Below are 25,815 nucleotides of genomic sequence, written 5' to 3'. Positions count from 1 at the left end.
CCCGGGGGCGACTCTATGTTGGATTGTCAGAAAAACTATAAAATAGGGGGAGGAAGCGAAAGCGTGTTCATTGACGGGATAGAGGTAAATGGCCCATATTTATTAGCTCCATTTCCAACGTGCATGACGGTTGCATGGGAAGCCGGCTTCAGTGCAGGCGCAAGTCTGTTTTACGGCCTAGCGGGGGAGAAACCGCTCGAGGCTGCTGTATCGGTTCACAGGGAAGCGGATGCGGGGAGCACGGACGGCACCAAACATTTTATTTATTATGCAAACCTGAAAAATCTGGAACCGGATTCCCGCTACGGTTACAGCATTGTGTTTCCTTCCGGTGAAAGAATGGATGGGCAATTCAAAACACTCAGAAAAGATCCGGACAATCTGAATGTTATGATAGTAGGAGATACTCACTTATTCAGGATCTATAAGCAGTTTGAACATGCAGCTCTGACAAGCAAACCCGACTTTATGATCAACCTTGGCGATATTCCGGCAGGCAGCGGATATCAGAGGGACCAGTACATATCGGGCTGGTTCAGAAAAATCCCGAATCTGCTCCGTTCGATACCTGTCGTATACATACCCGGCAACCATGACGACGGGCCGCTTTTTAACGATTTTTTTGCATTTCCCCAGTCAACTGTTTACCGCTGTGACGCTGCGAAGAGAACCTTTTCTTTTGACTGCGGCGGAGCCCATTTCTTAATGGTCGACAGCTGCTCATGGGGGTTGACGGAAATGAACTCCGTTAATTCCGGTTTACCGGTTGACCGGCAAACAAGAAAGGTCAGGGAAGATACTTTAAACTGGGCGGAAAATGACCTGAAATCTGAAAAGGCCCGGAACGCAAAATGGAGAATTCTGTTGATCCATCATCCTTATACGGATGAGTTTACAAACAAGTACATGGTGCCGATAGCGGAGAAGCAGCGTGTTGACCTTATGATCGGCGGACATTTGCATTACTATATCAAAAACTTATCGATCCATCCGAACCATAGAGCGGTTTATATCACCCAGGGAAATGCCGAGTCGCCGGAGGCGGAATTGAAAGAGGGTTCTCTGGAAGAGAGACTGCTTTCCGATTACCCGGAAGCGGTTGCTCTCGGCAAAGAAAATTTTTCTGAACTTCATATCGGTGATGAGCGGCTGATTTATGAAGGCTTTGGCTTTCAGAATGACACGGATCTCCCGGTTAGAATGGATCGGATGGTTATGGATAAAGATCTTCCGCAGGTCCGGCTTTCCAATGTCGAGATAAAAGCCCTTGACAATCTGGGAAATTTGGGAATCACGGGCTGCGCGCGAAACGAAGGAGACAGTATTGCGGCCTTAAATCTTCAAATTGAAGACAACGGGGTCCGGAAGAACCTGAATTTATTTGGCAGCCGGGGCAACGAACGGGTGATTTTGTTGAACGGTCGAGAGGAAAAGTGTTTTTCAACCGTTTACAGAGCGGAGACGGCGGGTGCCCATACGGTTCGTGTGGGTGACAAATATCTGGAAGTTACGGTTCAGAACGGCGAAAAATTATCATTCGGAAGTTTGAAATTGATGGTAAACAGGCAAAAGAGCTACTTTGCAGTCGCGATTGACGTTACTAACCATGAAAATGTTCCCGTTACGGAGTTTCCGGTCAATCTGGTAGTCAATAAAAAAACGGTCGAAACAAAAATCGTCAGCTTATCCGGGCATGAAAATACGCAGGTTGAATTTTTGTACCGGTATCTCCATAATGGCCTTTATACAATTCAGGTCAATGATTCCGAAGAAAAGACGATTGATATTCAGGACTATCTCTGCGTAGTCCCAAGAGTAAAAGACCGGTCCGGGTGCGGTAATGACGCTTTGATTCGAGGAAATCCTCCTGTTGTCCATCGGGACGGCAGGACGTATGTGTGCCTGAATCATAATGAGGATTACTTGGAAATTCCATGCAGTGAATCGTTAATTGTCGATGATGAATTCAGTGGAATTGTCGAGGCGAAAATCAATCGTTTGGCAAAAGACACCGAGATGGGTCACAATCCGTTGATGGTAAAAGGGAAATCCGTAGGGTGGGGGGCTACCTACCTGATCCGTATGGTGGTTGAACGTTCTGGAATGATGAAGTGGGGCACCTGCTACGGCAGTACCGAATATGCGTGGGAAGGAGGAAAAGCCGCTCTGAACAAATGGACTCAGTATACGCTTGCATTCTCAAAAGAAAGCGGAGGAGATTCCTATTGCGACGAGGACAGAGTTTCATCGATTCCGGGCGTCGAGGGCAGCTGTCAGCTGAGAAACTGGGAAAATGATCCGCTCTTCATCGGGTATTCTTACATTGGTCATGTCATTAGAGAAATCAGCAGGCCAAAATACTTTACTCATCTGTCCGCTGATATCGGTCAGGTGCGTTTTTACAGAAAAAAATTGACCGACCGGGGAATAGCCGCTGTTTTTCATAATCCTAAACAAAGAGGGCCGGCGGGAGAGAAATTGGCCGTTTGGCTTGATTTTGACAATATTTGTGACACGGGGGCCCACACCACGGAATGGCGGAGACCCGCCGAATTTAAACCGGCGTACAAAATGGACCGCAAGTTATGGAATTTCGAAAAAATCGAGATTCACGCGGACACTCCGGAAACAGTGCTCCTGGAGGCAACGGTGGAGGTTTCGGATGACGAACAGCATGTCAACGGCTTGAAGAAGATCTCAATCAAAAACGGCGCAATGGCTGTGGATCTTTCCGACCTGCAGCCATCGCAGTTTATCAGAATCAGGACGATTTTTAAAGCAAGCTTATCCGAAAAGGGTACTTTCATCCCGCGGCTGAGGGAATACCGGATTACGGCCTCAAATGGAAGGACAAACGCGTCAGTTGTATGGGCTACGCGCAGAGACTGGGAAAAAGGGGAATTTGAGGGCGCCGTCGGTTTTGAACCCGTCGACCGGCTCAGGGTCTTTGATGAATATACGGATGTAATTCATGGCTGATCGTTATTCCCGGATCTATCTATTTGTATGTTGAGCTTATCCACGGTGCTTTGAGAGGTATGAAATGAAATTTGAATGGGGGCGAAATAAATGTCCAAAATGAAAAACTGCCTTGCACGGTTACTGGTATTATGTATTCTTTTGGGAACGGAAGCGTGTGCGACAAATAAACCGGGAAATTCACAGAGTAGCGCCGGCGTATCTGCGGCGGCATCCGGCCAAATCGGAACGGCAAGTACGACTCCGCTCGACAGCTCAAAGTATTTAGGAAACATGCTGCCCTACCCCTATGAAAAAACAAATTTTACCGCAGCGCCGAAGGGCTATCATCCGGTGTTTATTCAGTATGTGGGACGTCATGGCTCAAGGAACATTTGCAGACCGAGTTATGACAAGACTCTGTGTGAATTGCTTTCAGCCGCTGAGAAAGACAAAGAGATTACTCCCGCTGGAACAGAACTGAAAAATCAAATAGAAGAATTGATGCAGTTTGAAAAGGGAAGATATGGGCAGCTGACGAAACTTGGAAGAGAAAACCTGAATAAGTTGGGGGAGCGCACCGCAGAGGATTATATAGAAATTTTTAATGACGGCAAACCAATTCTCGGGTATGCCACAAATGTAAAAAGAACACAAGACAGCAGGGATGAATTTTTTTCCGGTTTTAAAAAAATAGCATCAAAGAATCAAATTACAACCTCTTTCTACCCGGAGCAGGAAGACCCATATTTGCGTCCCTTTGACATCGACGCGAAGTATATTGACTACAAAAACAACGGAGCATGGAAGAAAATCGTTGAGAAATATACGTCCGGTACTACTGGAGAGTCTCATAATAAACAAATCCTGACCCGATTTTTTTCAATAAAGTTTTACGATAGATTAAAGAACGGTGAGTTTCAGCTGAAAGACTCCGACGGAGCAACCATTTTGAAAAATCCCTCTGACGCGGCGGAAAATTTATTTAATTTATATATGCATACTGCTAATTTGGCCGGGGAAGGGGCGGACTTTAATTTCAAAAAGTACTTTACATCTGACGAAATCGCTTGGTATGCCGGCGTTTTTAACATCGATGTTTTTTATAAATATGGGCCGTCGATGGAAAGTAATAATGTGATGGCTCCCATGTCCGCCCCGTTGGTCAAATACATGATAGTCTCGTCGGACGAAGCTTTGAAAAATAAAAATTATGCAGGGATTTTTTCCTTTGCCCACGATAATACGATAGCACCGTTAGCCGCTTTTCTGGAAATCAAAGGGGGATGTGAAAGTACGAGTGATCCCGGCGAAGTTGCAAACCTATGGAGTGCGGCAAAAATTATGCCGATGTGTTCCAACATTCAATGGGTATTTTATACGAACGGCAAAAATTATTTGGTAAAAATGCTGTTCAATGAAGAGGAGACTGCTTTTCCCGTAGAGACCGATTCCTATCCTTACTATAACTGGGATGATGTAGAAGCCTACTATGGCAATAAAGCGGAAGCGCTTGGAATCTCTCTCAACAGCACACTGAAGGATAATATTAAAACCTTGAAGGGAAGCGATCACAATGGTTCAAAGTGACATTCCGGCGGTTTGATCGGAATTTACCGGATCAATCAAAAAAGGGCAAGGCGATGCCTTGCCTTAAACAGGCATCGGAAGTTCCGCCGTCCCCATGAGGAAAGTCTTGAAATTCGAGGAAAATGAGGAGGTACATAAAATGATGAAGGTCGGTATTATTGGAGCGGGAAGAATCGGTAAGGTACACGGCGAAAGCATCGCGAATCACCTGAAGGGCGCGGAGGTTGCCGCCATGGCGGATCCTTGCTGGACCGGGGATTCCAGAGCATGGGCAAAGAGCATGGAAATCCCCGTCCTTGACGATTACCATGAGATTCTGAGGGATCCTTCGGTTGACGCTGTTCTGATCTGCTCTTCCACGCAGACCCACGCTCCGATTTCCATAGAGGCGATTCGCTCAGGCAAACATGTTTTCTGTGAAAAACCGATTTCGCACGATCTTTCGGAGATCAAAGCGGTAATGCAGGAGTTGGAAAAACATCCCGTAAAATACCAGGTGGGCTTCAACCGCCGTTTCGACCATAACTTTCATGCGGTGCGTCAGGCTGTGGCCGACGGCCGGGTGGGGGATATCCATATTGTCAAAATCACATCCAGGGATCCCGACTGCCCGCCGATCTCATACGTCAGGGTTTCCGGCGGCCTGTTCATGGATATGATGATTCACGATTTCGATATGGTACGCTATCTGACCGCGAGCGACGTAAAAGAGGTTTACGTCAACGCCGCCGTGCTGGTCGATCCGGAGATCGGAAGGGCAGGTGACGTGGATACCGCCATTGTGACTATGAGGCTGTCAAACGGAGCGCTGGCGGTCATAGACAACTCTCGAAGGGCTGTTTACGGCTATGATCAGCGTGCTGAAGTATTCGGTTCCATGGGTCAGGTCGCGGTTGAAAACGACCTGCCGTCCAACGCCGTTGTCAGCACGGCGAATGGTGTGACCGCCGAAAAGCCTCTGCATTTCTTTCTGGAGCGGTACATGAACGCCTATGCAGCCGAAATCGGTGAATTTCTGAACGCCATTCGGGATGACGAACCGGTTCCCGTTTCCGCCAACGACGGACTGCAGGCTGTGCTCATCGCAGTGGCAGCTAATCGGTCCATGGCGGAGCATCGTCCCGTAAAGCTCTCCGAGATCAGATTCTGACTCCGTTTTTGAGATGCTTCATTATTTAGGGAGGTTTTTGAATGAGCGAGATTTTCGGTTATCCGGAATTCGACAGGCAGGGTAAGAAAATCCTGACGGAAACGAAGGGACTCTATGCCGATTCCATGATGAACATTACTGTATATCAGATCGAACGAGGCCGGACGATTACCTTTCATCATCCGAAAGAGGAAACGGCGCTCCTGCTGGTGCAGGGCAGCGTGATTTTTGAACGGCAGGGAAAATGCGAACCGGCCAGACGCGGCGGCTTTATGAAAGAAGGGGCGTACTGCCTGCATGTCTGCCGTGACGTTCCGGTAAAGGTGACGGCCCGCGAAAGCAGCGAGCTGCTGGTGCAAAGCACGGAAAACGATCAGACCTTCGGCAGCAGATTTTATACGCCTGCAAACTGCGCGGAGGAGACGTTTGGCAAAAATCAGTTTGAGGGAAAAGCACAGCGGACCGTACGGACTTTTTTCGATTACCATACTGCGCCCTATTCCAATATGGTAATGGGCGAGATTATTGTCCCGCAGGGCGGCTGGTCCAGCTATCCGCCGCACCGGCATCCTCAGCCGGAGGTTTATTACTACCGGTTTGAAAGGCCGCAGGGTTTCGGGGCCTGCTTCATCGGGCGGGAGGTCTGCCGGATTCAGGATGGCAGCTTCTGTTTGATTCCAGGCGGCCAGACCCATCCCCAGGTAAACGCACCCGGATATCCGATGTATTATGTCTGGATGATCCGCCATTTCGACGGAAACCCATGGACGGATCGTATTTTTGATCCTGCGCACGAATGGCTCCTCAATGAGCCGTAAAAGAAAAAGGGCTGACCTGAAAAATTTTGGTGAACAGCTTGTCTTATGGCATAATAAAAAGCTTGTTGCAAAACAGACCAAATAAAAAGTCGGAGCAACCATACCAAAAGGTATTGGAAGCCCCGATTTTTTGTTTAATTGTGAAACAAATTGTGACCTGGGTTCAATCTGAATAAGCTGTGAAGGCTGAAAACAGTTTGTTTTGTCTTCAGAAAGAGTAGTTTCTGAATTGAATTTTTGCGTTGCGTTACGGCGGGGCTAGCACTGCGTGCCTGACCGTTTATAAAGATAAGTTTTCAACACATAGGCAAACTGACTCAACTTTGCCTTGAAATACCCTCTAATCATAAAATTAAAGTAAATTATAGTTGAATTCAAGTGATAAGTTGTCTAAAGTGGTAATAGAAGAGAGCAGTAAAATACAAATTTGTCTATATTTCATGCTTTACCGCGGCCTGAAAAGCGGTTGACCAAATTGCGAAATCCGATTCCATGGGGAGAGATCATAATGACTACAATGCGGACATGCCAACAGCTTTTAAAAGAATTTCCTTATCGCCAGCTGCAATTTGCCAATACAAAGCTTCCGATTCGGTTAAAAGGAAAAGATAAGCGGGATGTTTATAACATTTCCTCACCTTTTTTCTACAATGGAAGGGAATTACTTCTGGGAAGAGCGGAATTCAGGGACAGCGAAGATTCCAGTATTATATTCCTGCGCAGGAACGCCGGAATATGGACTTTGGATGAACAATATCAGCCGCTGGACCATTTGCAGGATCCATTTTTCTGCATGATCGGCGGGAAAATGATAATCGGAGGTGTGGAAGTTTATCGAAATCAGGTAAGCACACTTACATATCGAACCGTGTTTTACCGCGAAACAGCTCCGTTTCAGCTTCAGAGGTTTGCCTGTGGGCCGGAACATATGAAGGATATCCGTTTGCTGGAGCTGCCAAACGGAAAAATTTTGATTACGACAAGGCCGCAGGGGGCGGAAGCGGGCAGGGGAAAAATCGGTTTTACGGTGATCCGTTCGCTGGACGACTTGAATGACCGGTCCATTTCCTCCGCTCGAATCTTTGAGGATCAGTTTGCAAAGGAGGAGTGGGGCGGTACAAATCAGCTTCATCTGCTGAAAAATGGGAAAATCGGTGTTCTGTCCCACATTGCAAATTTTGATCCGGAGGGTAACCGCCATTATTATTCAACCTGTTTTTTGCTTGACCCCGAGAGCGGGAGTCACTCGCCCATGAAAATTATTGCGGTTCGAAAAAATTTTGAAAACGGTCCCAGCAAGAGAAATGATTTAAAAGATGTCGTGTTTGCCGGAGGGCTTGTCAGGCAGAAAAACGGAACGGCGGTGCTGTACTGCGGCGTTGGCGATACGGAGGCGCACTGTATTACAATATTGGACCCATTTTTGAAATGGGAGAAAATATGAAATGATTAGGAGGATTTAAAATGAAAAAAATCTGGCGGAAGATAACAGCGGTTTTCATCACGGCCGCCATCGCGGCAGGGTCGATATCCGGATGCGCTTCGTCAACAGGCGGTGCCTCGACGGGCAGCACAACATCGGGCCAATCAACTGAAAAAGCAAAATTGACGGTTTCCACCTGGGCCGGAGCCGATGAGTTAAAGCAGATGCAGGCGATTGTCGATAAATTGAATGCAAATTCCAAGGATTATACCCTGACCATTCAAAGCATACCGGCGAACTATTATACAAAAATTCAAGCGATGATTTCCGCAAAGCAGGCGCCGGATTTAATGTGGCTTTCGCAGGAATACATACCGATGTACGCGAAGCTGGGCGTTCTGATGGACATCAAGGACAAGGCCACGCAGGATTCGAAAGTCAATTTAAACAATTATTTTGACGGGCCGCTGAATACGGCGAAATACAAGGATAAACTGTACGGGCTTCCATGGATCAGTCAGCCGGTTGTGATGTACTACAATGAAGACCTGCTAAAATCCGCCGGCGTGGATTTACCCAGCGGGAACTGGTCATGGGAAGATTTCCGGACTGCGGCGAAAAAGCTGACTAAGGTAGACTCAAGCGGAAAAATAACGCAGTGGGGCACGGTAATCGACGGCTGGCCTCCGGTACAGACTTGGATCTGGGCATACGGCGGCGAAACGGTTGACAAGGACGGAAAAATCCTGATCGATTCCCGTGAGTCAATCAAGGGCCTGACGGAGTTAAATAAAATTTTGCGGGACAATGTCTCCCCAACGCAGGAGCAAGCACAGAATATGGGCGATGCAGATTTGTTCAAGACCGGAAAAGTAGCCATGTTCTTCGGCGGTGCCGGCGACGACCTTGAAAAGCAGGTTGGCAATAAATTCAAAGTCGGAATGGCCGAAATACCGCACGGAGACAAAAAAGTCACGTTCAGCTGGATTGCTTCCACCGTCATATCTTCGCAAACCAAAAATCCTGATGCGGCATACGAAGCTCTGGTTGATCTTACGAACGCGACATTCCAGTGGAAGGTGGTGCCGCCGATTCAGGACGGTTTTGATATGATTCCCAAAAATATGCCGGAAAAAGAATATGCGCTCGACGTCATCAAGAAATCCTCGCAATATGCCAGAGGATTCAATAATCAGGAAAAAGAAACCGAAATAGATACCGCGATCGGCGATGAGCTTTATACTCCTTTGATTAACGGCAAGAAGACGCCGGAGCAGGCCGCGAAAGACGCGGCGGCGAAAATCAAAACGATTACAGGCAAGTGATTTCTATACACTAAGCTGGTTTCAATATCAGCTTAGTGTTTTATATCGGAGGAAATGTAATGAAAAAGGCTCTGAGCCGAAACGCTGGATTTTTCTTTGTGGCGCCTTGGGTAATTGGGTTTATCGTTTTTACGGTAATCCCGCTGTTTCAGGCGTTGTACCTGGGATTTACCGATTCAAATTCCATTACGGCACCAAATTTTGTTGGATTCCAGAATTATATCGATTTGTTCCATGACGAAGATTTTTTAAGTTCGCTGTCCCTGACCGTTTGGTACGCGATTTTCGCGGTGCCGCTCGGTATCGCGGCCTCGCTGTCTTTGGCGGCGCTTCTCAACTGCAAAATCAGGGGCGTGTACCTGTTTCGTACCATTTTATATTTGCCGGCTGTTGTGTCCGGTGTGTCGATCGCGTTATTGTGGAGATGGATTCTTGACAAGGACATGGGGCTGCTGAATATGCTTTTGGCCAGAATTGGCATTCAGGGGCCCGGCTGGCTGTCGAACCCTAACTGGGTATTGCCGTCTTACATATTGATCGCGCTTTGGGGTGCCGGAGGAGGAATTCTGACCTATCTCGCGGGCCTCCAGGATGTTCCGAGATCCCTCTATGAGGCCGCAGACCTTGATGGTGCCGGCTGGTTCGAAAAATTCGTCAAAATAACCGTGCCGATGCTGACGCCCGTCATATTTTACAACCTGATTATGGGAATTGTCGGCGCGTTCCGTAAGTTCAGCGACGCTTACATTATTGGCGGCGCCGGGAATCAGGGAAGGTTCTACATGGTTTATTTATATCAAAACGCATTCAACTATTTCAAGATGGGTTATGCTACCGCCATGGCGTGGATCCTGTTTCTGATCATTCTGGTCCTTTCGCTTCTGGTTTTTAAATCTTCCAACCTGTGGGTATTCTACAATGCGGAGATTGAAAAAGGCAAAAAGAAATCAAAACGTGCCCCGCACGGAAAAGAGGGGGGATTGTATTGACAGTCCAACGCAGATCTTTAAGCAAGTCAAAAAAGCTCCTGATTCAGAATTCAGTGCTTTACGTTGTGTTGACTTTGGCTTCCATTGTGTGTATTTTACCCCTTTTCTGGATGATATCAACTTCCCTGAAATCGGGAAACGTGATCTTTGAGGTTCCGCCGCAGTGGCTGCCCGACGGATTTCACATTGAAAATTATGGGAAGGCCCTGCAGGACATCCCTTTCATGCAGTATTTTTTGAATTCTACGATCATATCGGTTACACGCCTTGTGGCGGAGGTGTTTGTTTCAGCGTTTGTTGCATTTGGTTTTGCGAAATTTAATTTTCCGGGAAAAAACATTTGGTTCCTTCTTCTGCTGTCAACCATTATGCTGCCGTCGGAAGTGATGCTGATTCCTGTCTTTCAGATGTTTACCCGCCTTGGGTGGGTGAATACGTTTTTACCGTTAACGGTTCCGGCTTTTTTTGGCGGGCAAGCCGTGTTTATCTTTCTGCTCAGGCAGTTTTTTATGTCTCAGTCGGACGAATTGATGGAAGCCGCAATGATCGACGGGGCAAACAAGTTTTCCGTGTTTGTAAAAATATACTTACCGATTTCGAAACCGGCGTTGATTACGGTGGCGATTTTTTCCTTTCAAGGTTCATGGAATGACCTGATGGGCCCGCTGATTTATCTGAACGACAGCAAAAAGTTCACACTGCAGTTAGGGCTTGCCATGTTCAACGGTATGACGAAAGTTGAGTGGGGACCTTTGATGGCGGCTTCCGTACTAACATTAATTCCGGTCTTGGTCATTTTCTTTGCAGCTCAGAAATACTTTGTGGAAGGAATCAGTTTTTCAGGAATCAAGGGGTGATTCCTGATTCGCCCTAAGGATTCGCGCCGTCTGGGCAGGCACGGGTGTACCTCGGCATCATATTACATATATTGGAGATTGCTTCATGAAAAGATGTATCAGAAATCCGCTAATCACGATCGAAGATGTTAAACCAAGCAGGGAGGGCCTCCGTGTGGAGGGAATCTTTAACTGCGGTGTCTGCCAGTATCAGGATGAAATACTATTGGTTTGCCGGGTTTCCGAATCGGCAGGCTTTACCAGCCAAAGTGTAAAAATTCCAATCATGGTTCAAAACGGTTCCAATATGGCGATGAATGTTGTGGAGGTGGTGAAGGCTGAGCACCCGGAATGGGATTTTTCCGATTCACGATCAGTCAGGCAAAAAACACCGCATGGGATAAAAACAGTCTATCTGACGTCCTTTTCCCATCTGCGTCTGGCGCGTTCCAGAGACGGAATCAATTTTACGGTAAGCGACTCCCCGATGGTTCAGCCGGTATTAAAAGAAGAGAGCTGGGGGATGGAGGACCCGAGGGTTACCCGGGTAGGAGACACTTATTACATAAACTATACGGCAGTCAGCCCGCAGGGGCCCGCCACCGCCCTGTTGAGCACGAAAAATTTTGTTGATTTTAAGCACTGCGGAGTCATTTTTGCGCCTGAAAATAAAGATGTTGTCATTTTTCCAGAAAAATTCGGAGACTTGTTTTATGCGCTGAACCGTCCGGTCAGCGAGGCGTTCGGCACACCGGAAATGTGGATTTGCGAATCCCCGGACATGATTCACTGGGGAAATCAGCGGCATTTTTGCAGCGTATCCGGAAACAGATGGGAAAGCGGGCGAATCGGCGGCGGGGCGGTTCCGTTCCGCACGGAAAAGGGCTGGATTGAGTTTTACCATGCGGCCGATGAAAATAATCGTTATTGTATCGGCGCCATGCTGCTTGAAGCAAATCATCCGGAAAAAATTCTGGCCCGAACGGAAAATCCAGTTTTTGAGCCGGAAATCGGTTATGAAACAAGCGGCTTCTTTGGCGATGCTGTTTTTACCTGCGGCTGTTATCAAAATAGTAATAAAATTGTACTGTACTATGGGGCGGCGGACGACAAAATATGCCGAGTTGATTTCACTTTGGAGGAAATTTACCGGTCTTTAAAGTTATGACGATTTGAAATGAGTGATTCAAATTGAAACAGCGGATTACCATGAAAGACATTGCAAAGGAATTGAACCTGTCGGTTAACGCGGTATCTTTAGCGCTAAACGACAAAACGGGGGTGGGCAAAGAGACAAGAAATTTGATTATTAATAAGGCGGAAGAACTAGGGTACTTTTCAGAGAAGACACGATACAAAAAGGCTCTGGCAAACAAAAACATCTGTATTTTAATTAAGACGCAGTATTTCAGAAATTCGGATTTTTATTCCAAGGTACTTTTAGGGGTTGAAGCGGAGGCAAAAAGAAACGGTTACGAAATCCTGATTAATTTTACGGACGAGCTGATCAGCGTGCCGGATTGTGTAAAGGAAGGCCGTGCCTGCGGACTGATCTCGATTGGACAGATCAGCGACGAGTATTTGACTGAATTAAAGAAACAAGGCCTGCCGATTGTTGTTGTCGACCACAATTCCATGGCGGAATCGATCGACTGTATCCTTTCCAATAATAAGCTGGGCAGCTACCGTGTAACCCGTTTGCTGATCGACAGCGGTTATCGGAAAATCGGATTTTTCGGCGACTTAAATTACTCCATGAGCATCAAAGAACGCTTTTTCGGGTATCAGGAGGCGATCCACAGACTGCCATCTGTTTTTGGCTATCCCGATGTCAGCAGATATGTGCTGGCATATTCTGTCCTTGAGGATGTCGAGCAATCTGTCATTGAGCATGATGTTGGCAAAATAGTGAGTCAAGTGAAAAGTATCCGGCGGCTGCCGCAAGCATTTGTCTGTTCCAACGACGATGCCGCGGGTCAGTTGATTCTCGCGTTGCGGCGGCTGGGGTACTGTATCCCGGAGGATATTGCGGTCGTCGGTTTCGACAATACGGCGTTGTCCAATGCGATTTCCCCCAGACTGACTACCGTGAACGTTCACAAGGAATTTATGGGACAGGTATCCGTGCAGAGGCTGATCTGGCGAATGAGCCACCGGGATGAACCGCGGGAAAACATTCTTCTGGATGTGGAGATCGTTGAACGTGACAGCATCAATAAACAAATGAAAAAAATTGATTCAGGCGGAATTGATTCGGTTTCTATCGCAATACAGAATTGCGACTCTCAAAAACATGATTTCTTTGACCTGAACGAAAGGGGCATCCCGTGGGGTCAAACATAAATCAAGCTCACCTCTTTGAGGTAGGCTTCATTCACTGTGCCATTGTAGGCTGCCTGGAAATTTTCAGGGCAGCTATTTTTGTCGGACAAAACAGACGTGAAGCTTCCGCCGCGCGTTATTCTAAAAAGCTACACAAAAATATGCAATTAATCGCAACATCTGCTATTCATTCCGTTTTCCGGGAGTCTTATAATGGGGTCAGAACCGTCCGGAAGGAGAATGTTCATGCGGTACGGATATTTTGACAACCAAAACAGGGAATATATCGTCGACCGTGTCGATACGCCGGTTTCCTGGACAAATTATATCGGCGTCAACGACATGTGCGCCGTGTTGAACCAGACGGCGGGCGGGTATTCCTTCTATCAATCGCCTCAATATCACAGGATTACGCGCTTTCGCCCGAATGCTCCGATGGAAAGCCCGGGCCACTGCGTTTATCTGCGCGACGACGACACGGGGAAATACTGGAGCATTTCCTGGCAGCCGGTGGGCATGGATTTGAACCGCGCGAAATATACCTGCAGGCACGGACTGTCCTATTCCAAATTCCTTTGCGATTATCAGAAAATCAGAGCTGCCCAAACGATTTTGATTCCTCTGAATGAACCGGTCGAAATCTGGGATGTCGTTCTGGAAAATGACTCGGAACGGCCAAGAAGACTCAGCGTGTTTTCCTATCTGGAATTTTCATTTCATCAGATCGACATGGATAACCAGAATTTTCAGATGAGTCTGTATGCCGCGGGTTCCGATTATGAGGACGGCGTGATCGAATATGATCTCCATTATGAGGAACAAGGCTATCAGTGGTTTGCCTCCAGCTTTGAGCCCGACGGCTTTGACTGTTTGAGAGACAGATTCCTCGGCAGTTACCGCGATGAGCGAAATCCGCAGGCGGTGGAGCGCGGGGAATGCTTCGGCAGCTGCGGAACAACGGGCAACCACTGCGCCGTTCTTCAGAAAAAGCTGACGCTTTCGCCCGGAGAAAAAACACGCGTTGCCTTTTTTCTGGGGGAGGGAAAACGAGCGGCTGCCGCGCCGTACCGAAAAAAATATGCAAACCCGGAAAATATCGACCGTGCGTTTGCCGACCTTGCGAAATTCTGGGACGACAAGCTGACTCGTTTTCAGGTTCAAACGCCGAATCCAGGAATGGATACATCTCTGAATATCTGGAATCTGTATCAGGCGGAAGTTAATATCATGTTCTCGCGCTTCGCCTCTTTCATCGAGGTAGGCGGCAGAACCGGCCTTGGGTTCCGGGATACCTCGCAGGACGCCATGGCGGTTCCGCACTCGAACCCTCAAAAGTGCAGGCAGCGCCTGATGCAGCTGCTGAGGGGGCTTACGTCCGAGGGTTACGGGCTTCATCTGTTCCAGCCGGAATGGTTTGACCCGGAGCGGAAGGGAGAACGGCAGAGCTTTCAATCACCAACCATGATTCCAACGCCGGACCGGTCCGAGATCGTCCACGGAATCAAGGACGCCTGCTCCGACGACGCGCTCTGGCTGGTTGGGTCGATCGTCGAATATATTAAGGAAACCGGCGAGATTTCTCTGCTGAATGAAACGGTGAGTTATGCCGACGGCGGGGACGGAACCGTCTATGAGCATATGAAGCGCATTCTTGATTTTTCCGGCCGCGAAATTGGGCCGGACGGAATTTGCAAAGGGCTTCGGGCGGACTGGAACGACTGCTTGAACCTTGGCGGAGGGGAAAGCGCCATGGTCTCGTTCCTGCATTTCTGGGCGCTCGACGGGTTTATTCAGCTTTCCCGTTTTGTAGGAAAAACACAGGAAGCGGAAACATACGCCGTTATGGCGAAGGCGGTGAAGGATGCCTGCAACGATCATCTGTGGGACGGAAAATGGTACATCCGCGGCATCACGGAAAGCGGCAGGAAAATCGGCACCTGTTCCGACCGGGAGGGGAAGGTTCATCTGGAATCCAACGCCTGGGCGGTTTTCTCCGGCGTTGCCGACGGGGAGCGCGGTATGCTGGCCATGGATTCGGTTGACAGATATCTTTACACCCCTTACGGGTTGATGCTGAACGCGCCGTCCTACACAAAACCGGACGACGAAATCGGGTTTGTGACGCGGGTTTATCCGGGCGTTAAGGAAAACGGATCGATTTTCAGCCATCCGAATCCATGGGCCTGGTGCGCGGAAGCGAGACTTGGCCGGGGAGATCGGGCAATGAAATTCTACAATGCCCTTCTGCCGTATGATCAGAATGAGAAAATCGAAATCAGACAGTCCGAACCGTATTCCTACTGCCAGTTTGTCATGGGGAAGGACCATCCGGCGTTCGGCCGGGCCAGGCATCCCTTTATGACCGGGTCCGCGGGGTGGGCCTATTATGCCGCCACGCATTATCTGCTTGGCGTGCGGCCCGATTTTGACCGCCTCACGATTGATCCCTGTATTCCGAAAGATTGGGCGGAGTTCGATGTTGTGCGCGCTTGGCGCGGCGCCGTTTATGAGATTCATGTAGAAAATCCGGATCATGTCTGCAAAGGGGTCAAAAGACTGGAGCTTGACGGCAGCGCCGTCGCGGACGGCATACCTGCACAGCAGGCCGGCTCTCGGCATAAGGTTCTTGCCGTGCTGGGCTAAAAAATAAAACTGCCGCGCGTGGGGGGCCTTGCGCGCGAAGAATCGCGGGGGTAGATATGATTAAGTTTGGCACTGGCGGCTGGCGTGCGGTCATCGGCGAGGATTTTACGAAATCAAACGTTCAGCTTTTGACAACCGCCATCGCGAAAAAGATGACGGATGAGGGGAGGACCGAAAAAGGCTTTGTGATCGGATACGACCGGCGTTTTCTCTCCGACACGGCGGCATGCTGGGCGGCGGAGGCCATGGCGGGGCGGGGCATTCCCTGCCGCGTGATTCACCGGGAATCGCCGACTCCGCTTGTCATGTTTACCGTGCAGCAGGAGGGGCTTCCTTACGGGATGACGATTACCGCCAGCCACAATCCGGCCGTTTACAACGGAATCAAGGTGTTTATGGATGGCGGCCGGGACGCGGACGAGCTGCTGACAAGCGAGCTGGAACGGTATGTTCTGAATACCGATGAGTCTGAAATTAAAACAGTACCGTTTGAAGAGGGTCTGGCAAACGGAGCGATTCAGCTCATTGACCCAATGAATCAGTATATCGACAGCATCATCCGGTCCGTCAACATGGGGGCCATCCGCAGTGCGGGACTAAAGGTAGTGCTTGACCCGATGTACGGCGTCAGCAGGACGGCTCTTCAAATGATTCTGATGACCGCCCGGTGCGATGTGGATGTCATTCATGAGCGGCATGACGCGCTGTTTGGCGGGAGGCTTCCCGCCCCGAACGACAAGACGCTGACGGGATTAATCAGTTATGTAAAGGAAAAACACTGCGGCCTGGGAATCGCGACCGACGGCGACGCCGACAGGCTCGGCGTGATAGACGATCAGGGAAATTTCCTGCATCCCAACAAAATTCTTGTGCTGCTCTACTACTATCTGATGAAATACAAGGGATGGCACGGCGCGGCGGTTCGCAACCTTGCGACAACCCATATGGTGGACCGGATTGCGGAGGATTTCCGCGAAGTCTGCTATGAAGTTCCCGTCGGCTTTAAATATGTTTCCGCCAAAATGGCGGAAACGAATGCGATTATCGGCGGCGAGTCGTCCGGCGGGCTTACCGTTCGGGGGCATATTCAGGGGAAGGACGGTATTTACGCGGCGTCCCTGCTGGTCGAAATGATTGCCGTCACGGGCCGGAAACTCTCGGAAATCTATCGGGAGATTACCGACCGGTACGGCACCTGCGAGATGATCGAATCCGATTATCGGTTCGGGCAGCAGGAAAAAGAGCGTGTCACCAAAATCTTATTAAGGGATAAGCTGCTGCCGGAATTCCCTTTCTTGATCGAAAAGGTCTCCTACCTGGACGGCTGCAAGGTGTATTTTAAAAACGGAGGCTGGGTGATCGCCCGGTTTTCGGGAACGGAGCCGCTTCTTCGCGTCTTTTGTGAAATGCCGACGCTGGAAGACGCGGAGAACGTCGGGAACATTTTGAAAAATTATCTTTCTCTTGGGCAGGACAGCTAAAATCGGCTGTCCTTTTTCCGCCCTGGGTGTTATAATCTACAAAGAATGAATCCGTTGGAAATACCTGGCCATCCGCAGAAACGGGGCGAAGTATGAGAAAAAAAACAAACCGGCGCGGGGCTTTTTCCCTGAAGTGGGAACTGATCGGTATCGTGATGGCTTGCTGGATTTTGCCCGTGGCGATTTTCGGCGGCGCCGCGGGTTATTACATATACAGAGGAATCGACCGGCAGATTTCAAATACCATTACCGCATCCGCGAACAATTCCGTAAAAATTACGCTGAATCAGATCGATTCGGCCATTTCGGCGTCCCGCTATGCCTCTTACAACGGTTCGGTACAAAGCGCTTACCGGGACTATTTAAAAACACAGGACGCCATGGCCCTGTACGACAAAATTACGGAATTTCTTTCGAAGCAGTACAAGTATGACGACAGCTTTTTATTGACCATGCTATACTTCTGCGACAAACCGGACCGGGTTTATTACACCTACCATGAAACTTATTCGGGAGTGCTGAAATACCAGGAAAAGGTTCACAGCATGGTCCGGAACCTTTCCCGGACCTTGGGCACAAACGTCGGCTTTCTGAACGTTCAGGGCAGCGTTTATATGGTGAGAAACATTGTGGATGACAATTATAGAACCTACGCGGTCCTGACCATGCAGCTCAATCCGAAAACCATGTTCGGCAGCATTGCGAATGTGGCGTGGGAAACCGACGCTTCTCTTTGGCTCAATTCCACCAAAGTGGTTTTGAAGGGAGAAGAGCTCGCGCCGGAATCACTGGGAATCAGTCTGGCGCAGAAGGGACTCTTTTACAGGAATTCGGGGAACCGATCGTATGTTTTCGGAATGAATCCGGGACAGGATTACCGGTTTTCCTATGTAATTGGCGTGAACAGCGCTCCGCTCGCGAGGGAATTGTCCGGATTCAAAAATATGCTGATTGAAATTCTGATTTTCGCCGTGCCGCTTCTGGCTATGGTTGTCTGGTTTTTTACGCGGAATATCACTGCGCCGGTCAAACGTCTGATGGACCGGAACCGGGCGATTGAAGACGGCGAATTCGGTATTCAGATCAACGACCGGTTTCACAGTTCCGAATTTCAATATCTTGCAAATTCGTTCAACAGCATGTCATATAAGCTGAAGTACCAGTTTGAACGCATCTATAAAGAAGAGCTTGCGCTGCGCGACGCACGGATCAAGGCGCTGCAGTCGCAGATCAATCCGCATTTTCTGAACAATACGCTCGAAATCATCAACTGGGAGGCAAGACTGGCGGACAATGTAAAGGTTTCCAGAATGATCGAAGCGCTGTCCACCATGCTTGACGCCGCCATAGACCGCAGAGGGAAACCTATGGTTCATCTTTCTGAGGAGATGATGTACGCGGACGCTTATCTGTACATTATTTCCGAGCGGTTCGGCAAAAGGCTTACCGTGCAAAAGGAGGTCGACCCGTCCGCCGTGGACGAATACGTTCCGCGCCTGATTCTCCAGCCGGTGCTGGAAAACGCTGTGGAGCATGGAATCCAGCAGCGGCAGAAGGGGGAAATTCAGATCAGGGCCTTTTATGAAGACAACGCTTTGATTCTGGAAGTCGAAAACGACAGCGCGCTTTCACCGGAGGACCGCGCAAAAATCGAAGAGCTTCTTTCCGGGAACGGCAGCCTTGAAAATGAAAGTTCCTGCAACATTGGAATTCGAAATGTAAATCAGCGATTGAAAATAATTTTTGGGGACGGCAGTGGGCTGACTATTATTATGAACAGCAAAGACCATACTTTGGCGAGAATTGTTATTGCAAATGTACAAAGCAAACAATAATATGCAAGAAATCACAAGTCTGTCTATTATTATTTAATTCGGAGAAGAGTATCATAAAAAGCGAAAGAATGGTTCTGGCGCTATCAAAAATAGGGAGGTTTCATTATGAAAATCAAAAAAGCAGCAGCGCTCGTGCTTGCCGTATCCCTGTGCGGCACGATGTTCGGCTGCCAAAACTCTTCTCAGCCCGCGGCGTCGTCCCAGGCCGCTTCCGCGCAATCCGCGCAGGTTTCCTCCGCGGCCGCTCAGCCGGTAGAAATCACGGTTGTCACCTCGTACGGCGGTGACGACGGCAACCGCGGCAACTATGAAGCCGCGGTAAAGGATTACGAAAAGGCGACCGGCAATACGGTGAAAGACGCCTCCGGCACATCCAACGAAGAGTGGAAAGCAAAAATCATGGCCGACTTTGAAACCGGCGCGGAGCCGGACGTTCTCTTTTACTTCAACGGCGTCGACTCCAACAAGCTGGTTCAGGGCGGAAAAGTTGTCGGCGTGGACGAGATCCGCCAAACGTATCCGGAGTATGCCGGCAATATGAAAGACGAGCTTCTGGGCGCTTCCCCGGTTGACGGCAAGAATTATTCCGTTCCGGTCAACGGATACTGGGAAGGGTTGTACGTTAACAAAAAGGTTCTCTCGGACTGCGGCGTTTCCGTTCCGGATTCCAATTACACATGGGATCAGTTTCTGAAAGACTGCGAAGCCATCAAGGCGAAGGGGTATACGCCGATCGCATGCTCGCTTCAGGAGGTTCCGCATTATTGGTTTGAATACACGATTTTTAACCACGACACTATTGCAACCCACGCCAAGGTTCCCGCGTCCTCCACGGATGAGCGCGGAAAAGCATGGGTTGACGGGATGAACGACATGAAAACCCTTTATGAAAAAGGATATTTCCCGAAAAATACATTGACTGCCACCGACGCGGAGACGTTTCAGCTGATGGCGGACGACAAAGCCGCGTTTGCCATTGACGGTTCCTGGAAGATCGGCTGGTTCCAGCAGAACGCGAAAGACATTAAAGATTTTGCCGTTACCTACGTACCTGCTGAAAATGAGAGAAAAGCGACTGATCTCATCGGCGGAATCTCCATGGGCTATTATATTACCAAAAAGGCATGGAGCGACCCGGCCAAGCAAAAGGCATGCGTTCAGTTTGTCGAGGCGATGACTGCGGACGATGTGGTCGCAAAATTCGGCGCGACCAATGTGACCGCGCTCAAGAAACCGATGCCTACCCCGGACGGCGCGGACGCCCTTGTTCAGTCCGCTCTTCAGATGGTCAACGGTAAAACGGGGCTCGCGCCCGCCGCGCAGGATAATCTGAATCAGGCCGCCCGCACCGCGCTGTTTGCCGGAATCAAGGATATTGTTGCCGGAAAGCAGGACGCGGGCAAGGTCATTGACCAAAGCCTGGCAATCAAGGGTTAAGACAAGGCCGTTTCCCGAAAATTACAGAAAAAACCGGAGAGTGCGCGTCGTCTCTCCGGTTTTTCTAAAGAAAGCGATGATGGTATGACTTCGATGGTTTACAGAAGGAAAGGGCCGTTGGTTATTTTTCTGGTTCCCGCGTTTCTGTTTATGGGGCTGTTTCTCTACTATCCATTTGTCATGAATGTCTACAACAGCTTTTGCAGCATTGACGGCCTTGGCACCGCTGCGGCGGGGATGAATCAGCCGTGGTACGAAAATTATAAAAAGCTGTTTCAGGATCCCATGATGGCGACAGCGGTTAAAAATACGCTGCTGCTGATGGTATTGACGATCATTTTTCAGGTCGGCGTCGCGTTGCTTCTCGCGCTGATGGTCGACCATATCAGAGCGGGCACCCAATTCTTCCGCACCGTGTACTTTTTTCCGATTGTCATCTCCGCAACTGCGCTGGGACTGCTTTTTAATCTGATCTTTCTCTACGACGGGGGCATGGTCAACCAGCTGCTTCAAATGCTCGGCTCAACCGAAGTGATAGACTGGAAGGACGAAACCCATTTTCTGTTTACCATGACGCTGCCCGTGATGTGGCAGTATGTCGGTTTCTATTTTGTCATCCTTGTCACGGGGCTGAACAACATTTCCGAAGAGCTTTACGAGGCCGCCGAGATTGACGGAGCCGGAAAGTTGCAGCAAGTGCGCTATATCACGCTGCCCCTGCTGCACAATGTTCTTTGTACCTGCCTAATTTTGGCAATTACCGGGGCGCTGAAGGTGTTCGATCTTCCCTGGGTTATGATGGGAGAGGGAATTCCCATGAACCTGTCCTGGCTGACGGGTACCTATATGTATCATCAGACCTTTACGATGGGAGACGTGGATTACGGTTCCGCAATCGCCATCGTGATTGTAGTGCTCGGCGTAGTGATCGCACAGGCTGCGAACAAAATATTCAAAGAAAAGGATTATTAGCGATGATTCAACAGAAATACCGTCCGGAGATTTTTTTGAATTACCGCATTGCCTTATGCGCAGCGAAAGGATTGGTCATCAGATGCAAACAGCAGATTCTGTTTCCTTAGCAAAATTAAAAAGTCCGGGCAGGCGGTTTGGCCCGGGAAAACTGTTTCTATATTTGCTTCTTTCATTTTGGGCTCTGACAACGATTTATCCGTTTTTCTGGGTGATTTTGAATTCGTTCCGGCTGAAAGGACTCATCCGTTCCGATTCCTTTTCCATCCCGTTTGGCAACAGCTTTACGCTGGATAATTATAAAACCGCTTTTGAGAGAGTGGATATCCTCAGCGCCTATAAGAACAGCATGGTGATTTCCACTGCGGTTACCGTCGCGGTTCTTCTGCTGGCGGGACTCGCGGCCTACGGAATGGCTCGCTACCAGTTCAAGGGCAGGGGAATTTTGTATTCCCTGGTAATTGCCAGCATGATGTTTCCTGTTTTTTCAACGGTGATTCCGGTGTTTCGGATGATGTTCAGCTGGCACATCGTCAACACCGACCATCTGTTTCTTTCCCAGCTCAGCGTGATTCTGCCGCAGATAGCGGGGAATCTTTCCTTCGCCATGATTGTTCTGACCGGATTTATCCGCTCGCTGCCCATCGACCTGGAGGAGGCGGCTTACCTGGAAGGCTGCAGCACTTATCAGATATTTTTTAAAATCATTCTTCCCATTGCAAAACCTTCCTTTGTTACCGTTGCTATATTTACATTCCTATGGTCCTATAACGACCTGTTCACCCAGATGTTCTTTTTGCGGTATAAGGATACCTTTACCATTACCCGTCTGCTGAGCGAGATCACCTCGATTGCGGGCGTCAACTACGGACTGATGGCGGCGGCCGTTGTTCTGGTCGTGGTGCCGGTTTTGGCCGTATACGTCATTTTACAAAAGAATATTATCAGGGGACTGACCGTTGGAGCCATCAAGGGCTGAACATCTTTTTGCGTACCGGAGGCGGCTTGATGTACAAAGTGATTTTGATCGACGATGAAACGATCATTGTGGAGGGCCTGAAAAAGGTTGTCGACTGGACCGCGTTTGACTGCGAGGTAGTTGCGACCGCGTCGGACGCGCGGCAGGGCGCGGTCGCGGTCAGACAATACCGCCCGGATATTCTTTTTACCGATATCAAAATGCCGGACATGGACGGCCTTACCATGCTTGCCGGACTGAAAAGCGAATTCCCCCGGATGCAGATTACGGTGCTGACCGGCTACAGGGATTTTGAATACGCAAAAAGGGCAATCAACCTCGGTGTTACCCGCTTTTTGCTGAAGCCCTCCAGGATGCACGAGCTGGAGGAAGCCCTTCGGATTATGACGAAAAACCTCAGCGGAAACACTGCTTCTCCGCGCGAAGCGGGAATCGGCGAAGAACGCCCGGAAGAGAGCCCCGCCGGGAACCTGATCGTCCGCAGCGCCGTGGAGTATATCCGGGTGCATTACGCGGAGAAGCTCACCCTGACCGTGCTCACCGAAAAAACATATGTCAGTCCATGGTATCTCAGTAAACTTCTGAACCGGTACACCGGGGAAAGCTTCAGCAGCCTTTTAAACAATACGAGGATTGAAAAGGCAAAAGAGCTTCTGAAAGATCCTTCTTTCAAAATCCATGAGATTTCCGAAATGCTGGGTTTTAACGATGTCACGCATTTTTCAAGAATCTTTAAAAAAACAATTCAAATGTCGCCGCTGGAATATCGAAATTCATATCAATAGAAGCTTAACCGCTTTGCATTTGTGTGGTATGATAAAAAAGGATAATCGGACTACAAAATTGGGAAAAGAAAGGAAATCGGACGATGAAATTAATTGAGGCAAAGGATTATCAGGGGATGAGCCGCAAGGCCGCGAACATCATTTCGGCGCAGGTGATTCTCTTTCCGAGAAGTGTTCTGGGTCTTGCGACGGGGTCGACTCCGCTGGGCATTTATCGTCAGCTGGTTGACTGGTACGAAAAAGGGGACGTCGATTTCGGGGAAATCCACAGTGTAAATTTGGATGAGTACTGCGGGCTTTCTCCGGAAAACCCGCAGAGCTACCGCTATTATATGAATCAAAACTTTTTCGGGCATGTCAATATAAAACCGGAAAACACGGCGGTTCCAAACGGGATGGCGGAAGACTTTGAAACGGAATGCAAAAAATATGACAGGCATATCGCGGAGCTTGGAGGAATCGACCTTCAGCTGCTCGGCGTCGGGGAAACCGGTCACATCGGATTTAACGAGCCGGACCAGAGCTTTGACAAAATGACGCACCGGGCGGCGCTCAGGGAAGAAACCATTCAGGCGAATTCCCGCTTTTTCCAGAGCATGGAGGAAGTCCCGAGGTATGCGCTTACGATGGGAATCAAGGCGATCATGCAGGCGAAAAAAATCCTTTTGGTGGTCAGCGGCGCAAATAAGGCCGATATTCTTGAAAAGGCTCTGTTTGGCCCGGTGACCCCTGGAATTCCGGCTTCGATTCTTCAGCTTCATCCGGACGTGACGGTGGTTGCGGATCAGGACGCAATGTCGGCTGTTCACAGCAGACGCCGGTGAAAGGATAGAAAACATATGTTATTGAAAAACGCAGAGGTGTTTAATCAGGATTTCGATCTGGTTCAAACCGATCTTTCCATTCATGAGGACAGGATCGCTGAAATCGCGCCCTGCCTTTCCGGAGAAGAAACCGTCGATCTGAGCGGCTGCATTGTTGCGCCGGGGTTTGTGGATATTCATATCCACGGCTGTGCGGGCGCCGACACCTGCGACGGCACTCGCGGGGCGATCGAAACAATGGCAAAACATCTGATTACAAAGGGCGTTACGTCATTTTGCCCCACGACGATGACGGTTGCGATGACCCAAATCCGATCCGCGCTTTCCGTCGTCAGGGACTGCATGGAACATCCCGTCGAGGGGGCGCGCGTGTGCGGGGTTAATATGGAAGGTCCCTACATTTCCGCGCATAGAAAGGGCGCGCAGGACGAAAGCTACGTGCGAACGCCGGACTGGAGGGAGTTCGAGGAGCTTTTCCGGGACTGCGGCGGCATCATCAAGCTTGTCGATATTGCTCCGGAACAGGAAAACGCGGATGACTTTATCGAACATGCCGCAAAATTGTGCACGGTATCTATGGCGCATACCGACGCGGACTATGACCGGGCCAAAGCCGCTTTTGAACAGGGAATCACGCACGTAACCCATCTGTATAATGCCATGACCGGACTCAACCACCGCACGCCGGGCGCGGTGGGGGCGGTCTTCGACAATTCTGACGTGAAGGCTGAAATCATTTGCGACGGGGTTCATATTCATCCGGCTGTGCTGCGGCTTTCGTTCCGCCTTCTGGGAGAAGACAGAACGGTGATTGTCAGCGATTCCCTTCGCGCGGCGGGACTCGCGGACGGCCTTTATGACCTGGGCGGACAGCAGGTTTTCGTGAAAGACGGCAGAGCCAGACTGGCTGACGGCACGATCGCGGGTTCCACCACCAACCTTTTGGATGAAATCAGGAATCTGGTCCGGTTCGGACTGCCGCTCCGACGGATCATAAAGTCCGCGACGATTAATCCTGCCGCCGCGATCGGGATGGACGACCGGATCGGCAGTATTAAAACAGGAAAATCTGCCGACCTCGTTGTACTGAACCGGGATTTCACCATCAGGAAAGTGATGGTGGGCGGCAAGTTTGTGTTTTAGCCGACGTTTTCAAAAATTTTTTTTCAGTTCATTTGAGACGGTGCCGGATTCTGTACTGCCGGTTTTACGGGTGGTTTACAGAATCCGGTCCGCCGTCTTTTCTTTCGGGAAACGGCATGCCGGCGGGAATTTATTAAATTATGAATGTTTTCAGCAACAAATGCGAACGATAACCTTATCTAAGGAACCTCTGATTTAATCCGCCCCTCTACCGAAGAGAGGAGAACTCTGGTAAAATAGAACTATCAATTCACAGGCGGTGCAGAGAAATGAAAAAGCAACAAACTTTTACGGATATCGAATAT

19 protein-coding genes are annotated in these 25,815 nt (G+C 49.4%); all 19 read left to right on the top strand.

Annotated features, from left to right (window positions below):
* Nucleotides 1-15: 15 nt before the first annotated feature.
* Nucleotides 16-2,979, top strand: coding sequence for a metallophosphoesterase family protein (locus CAFE_RS04235; RefSeq protein ID WP_156989897.1), 2,964 nt, complete (start codon nt 16-18; stop codon nt 2,977-2,979).
* A 90-nt stretch (nt 2,980-3,069) separates the two neighbouring features.
* Complete coding sequence (locus CAFE_RS04230) at nt 3,070-4,548, top strand: histidine phosphatase family protein (protein WP_156989896.1); 1,479 nt, start codon at nt 3,070-3,072, stop codon at nt 4,546-4,548.
* 139 nt (nt 4,549-4,687) lie between these two features.
* Entirely contained in the window at nt 4,688-5,698 is a 1,011-nt protein-coding gene (iolG, locus tag CAFE_RS04225) for an inositol 2-dehydrogenase (RefSeq protein WP_066648191.1), read from the top strand.
* Between the two features lie 41 nt (nt 5,699-5,739).
* Nucleotides 5,740-6,516: a 5-deoxy-glucuronate isomerase gene (locus tag CAFE_RS04220; protein WP_066648189.1), complete on the top strand. Its 777-nt coding sequence runs from the start codon at nt 5,740-5,742 to the stop codon at nt 6,514-6,516.
* Between the two features lie 508 nt (nt 6,517-7,024).
* Nucleotides 7,025-7,960, top strand: coding sequence for a DUF1861 family protein (locus tag CAFE_RS04215; protein WP_066648187.1), 936 nt, complete (start codon nt 7,025-7,027; stop codon nt 7,958-7,960).
* A gap of 20 nt (nt 7,961-7,980) precedes the next feature.
* Nucleotides 7,981-9,264, top strand: coding sequence for an ABC transporter substrate-binding protein (locus CAFE_RS04210; protein ID WP_156989895.1), 1,284 nt, complete (start codon nt 7,981-7,983; stop codon nt 9,262-9,264).
* A gap of 59 nt (nt 9,265-9,323) precedes the next feature.
* Nucleotides 9,324-10,253: a carbohydrate ABC transporter permease gene (locus tag CAFE_RS04205; protein WP_156989894.1), complete on the top strand. Its 930-nt coding sequence runs from the start codon at nt 9,324-9,326 to the stop codon at nt 10,251-10,253.
* Entirely contained in the window at nt 10,250-11,110 is an 861-nt protein-coding gene (locus CAFE_RS04200) for a carbohydrate ABC transporter permease (protein ID WP_066648174.1), read from the top strand. The genes CAFE_RS04205 and CAFE_RS04200 overlap by 4 nt, the downstream gene beginning before the upstream one ends.
* An 85-nt stretch (nt 11,111-11,195) precedes the next feature.
* Entirely contained in the window at nt 11,196-12,257 is a 1,062-nt protein-coding gene (locus CAFE_RS04195; protein WP_156989893.1) for a glycoside hydrolase family 130 protein, read from the top strand.
* 23 nt (nt 12,258-12,280) lie between these two features.
* Nucleotides 12,281-13,432: a LacI family DNA-binding transcriptional regulator gene (locus tag CAFE_RS04190; RefSeq protein WP_066648170.1), complete on the top strand. Its 1,152-nt coding sequence runs from the start codon at nt 12,281-12,283 to the stop codon at nt 13,430-13,432.
* 225 nt (nt 13,433-13,657) lie between these two features.
* Complete coding sequence (locus CAFE_RS04185; protein ID WP_156989892.1) at nt 13,658-16,054, top strand: GH36-type glycosyl hydrolase domain-containing protein; 2,397 nt, start codon at nt 13,658-13,660, stop codon at nt 16,052-16,054.
* Between the two features lie 56 nt (nt 16,055-16,110).
* Entirely contained in the window at nt 16,111-17,535 is a 1,425-nt protein-coding gene (locus tag CAFE_RS04180) for a phosphoglucomutase/phosphomannomutase family protein (RefSeq protein WP_156989891.1), read from the top strand.
* A gap of 92 nt (nt 17,536-17,627) precedes the next feature.
* Nucleotides 17,628-19,370 (top strand): sensor histidine kinase, encoded by a 1,743-nt coding sequence (locus tag CAFE_RS04175; RefSeq protein ID WP_156989890.1) that lies wholly within the window; start codon nt 17,628-17,630, stop codon nt 19,368-19,370.
* A gap of 105 nt (nt 19,371-19,475) precedes the next feature.
* Nucleotides 19,476-20,807 (top strand): ABC transporter substrate-binding protein, encoded by a 1,332-nt coding sequence (locus tag CAFE_RS04170; RefSeq protein WP_156989889.1) that lies wholly within the window; start codon nt 19,476-19,478, stop codon nt 20,805-20,807.
* A 117-nt stretch (nt 20,808-20,924) separates the two neighbouring features.
* Nucleotides 20,925-21,779: a carbohydrate ABC transporter permease gene (locus CAFE_RS04165; protein WP_407926838.1), complete on the top strand. Its 855-nt coding sequence runs from the start codon at nt 20,925-20,927 to the stop codon at nt 21,777-21,779.
* Nucleotides 21,780-21,861: 82 nt separating this feature from the next.
* Nucleotides 21,862-22,758 carry a carbohydrate ABC transporter permease gene (locus CAFE_RS04160; protein WP_156989887.1) on the top strand — a complete coding sequence of 299 codons (897 nt, stop codon included), beginning with the start codon at nt 21,862-21,864 and terminating at the stop codon, nt 22,756-22,758.
* A 29-nt stretch (nt 22,759-22,787) separates the two neighbouring features.
* Nucleotides 22,788-23,543: a response regulator transcription factor gene (locus tag CAFE_RS04155; protein ID WP_156989886.1), complete on the top strand. Its 756-nt coding sequence runs from the start codon at nt 22,788-22,790 to the stop codon at nt 23,541-23,543.
* A gap of 83 nt (nt 23,544-23,626) precedes the next feature.
* Nucleotides 23,627-24,367: a glucosamine-6-phosphate deaminase gene (gene nagB / locus CAFE_RS04150; RefSeq protein ID WP_066648156.1), complete on the top strand. Its 741-nt coding sequence runs from the start codon at nt 23,627-23,629 to the stop codon at nt 24,365-24,367.
* A 15-nt stretch (nt 24,368-24,382) separates the two neighbouring features.
* Nucleotides 24,383-25,510, top strand: coding sequence for an N-acetylglucosamine-6-phosphate deacetylase (gene nagA, locus CAFE_RS04145; protein ID WP_156989885.1), 1,128 nt, complete (start codon nt 24,383-24,385; stop codon nt 25,508-25,510).
* Nucleotides 25,511-25,815 lie beyond the last annotated feature (305 nt).

Source organism: Caproicibacter fermentans (assembly GCF_009746625.1).
Classification (GTDB): Bacteria; Bacillota; Clostridia; order Oscillospirales; family Acutalibacteraceae; genus Caproicibacter; species Caproicibacter fermentans.
Note: the sequence above shows the minus strand (reverse complement) of the source record. Positions and strands in the feature narration are given on the sequence as shown.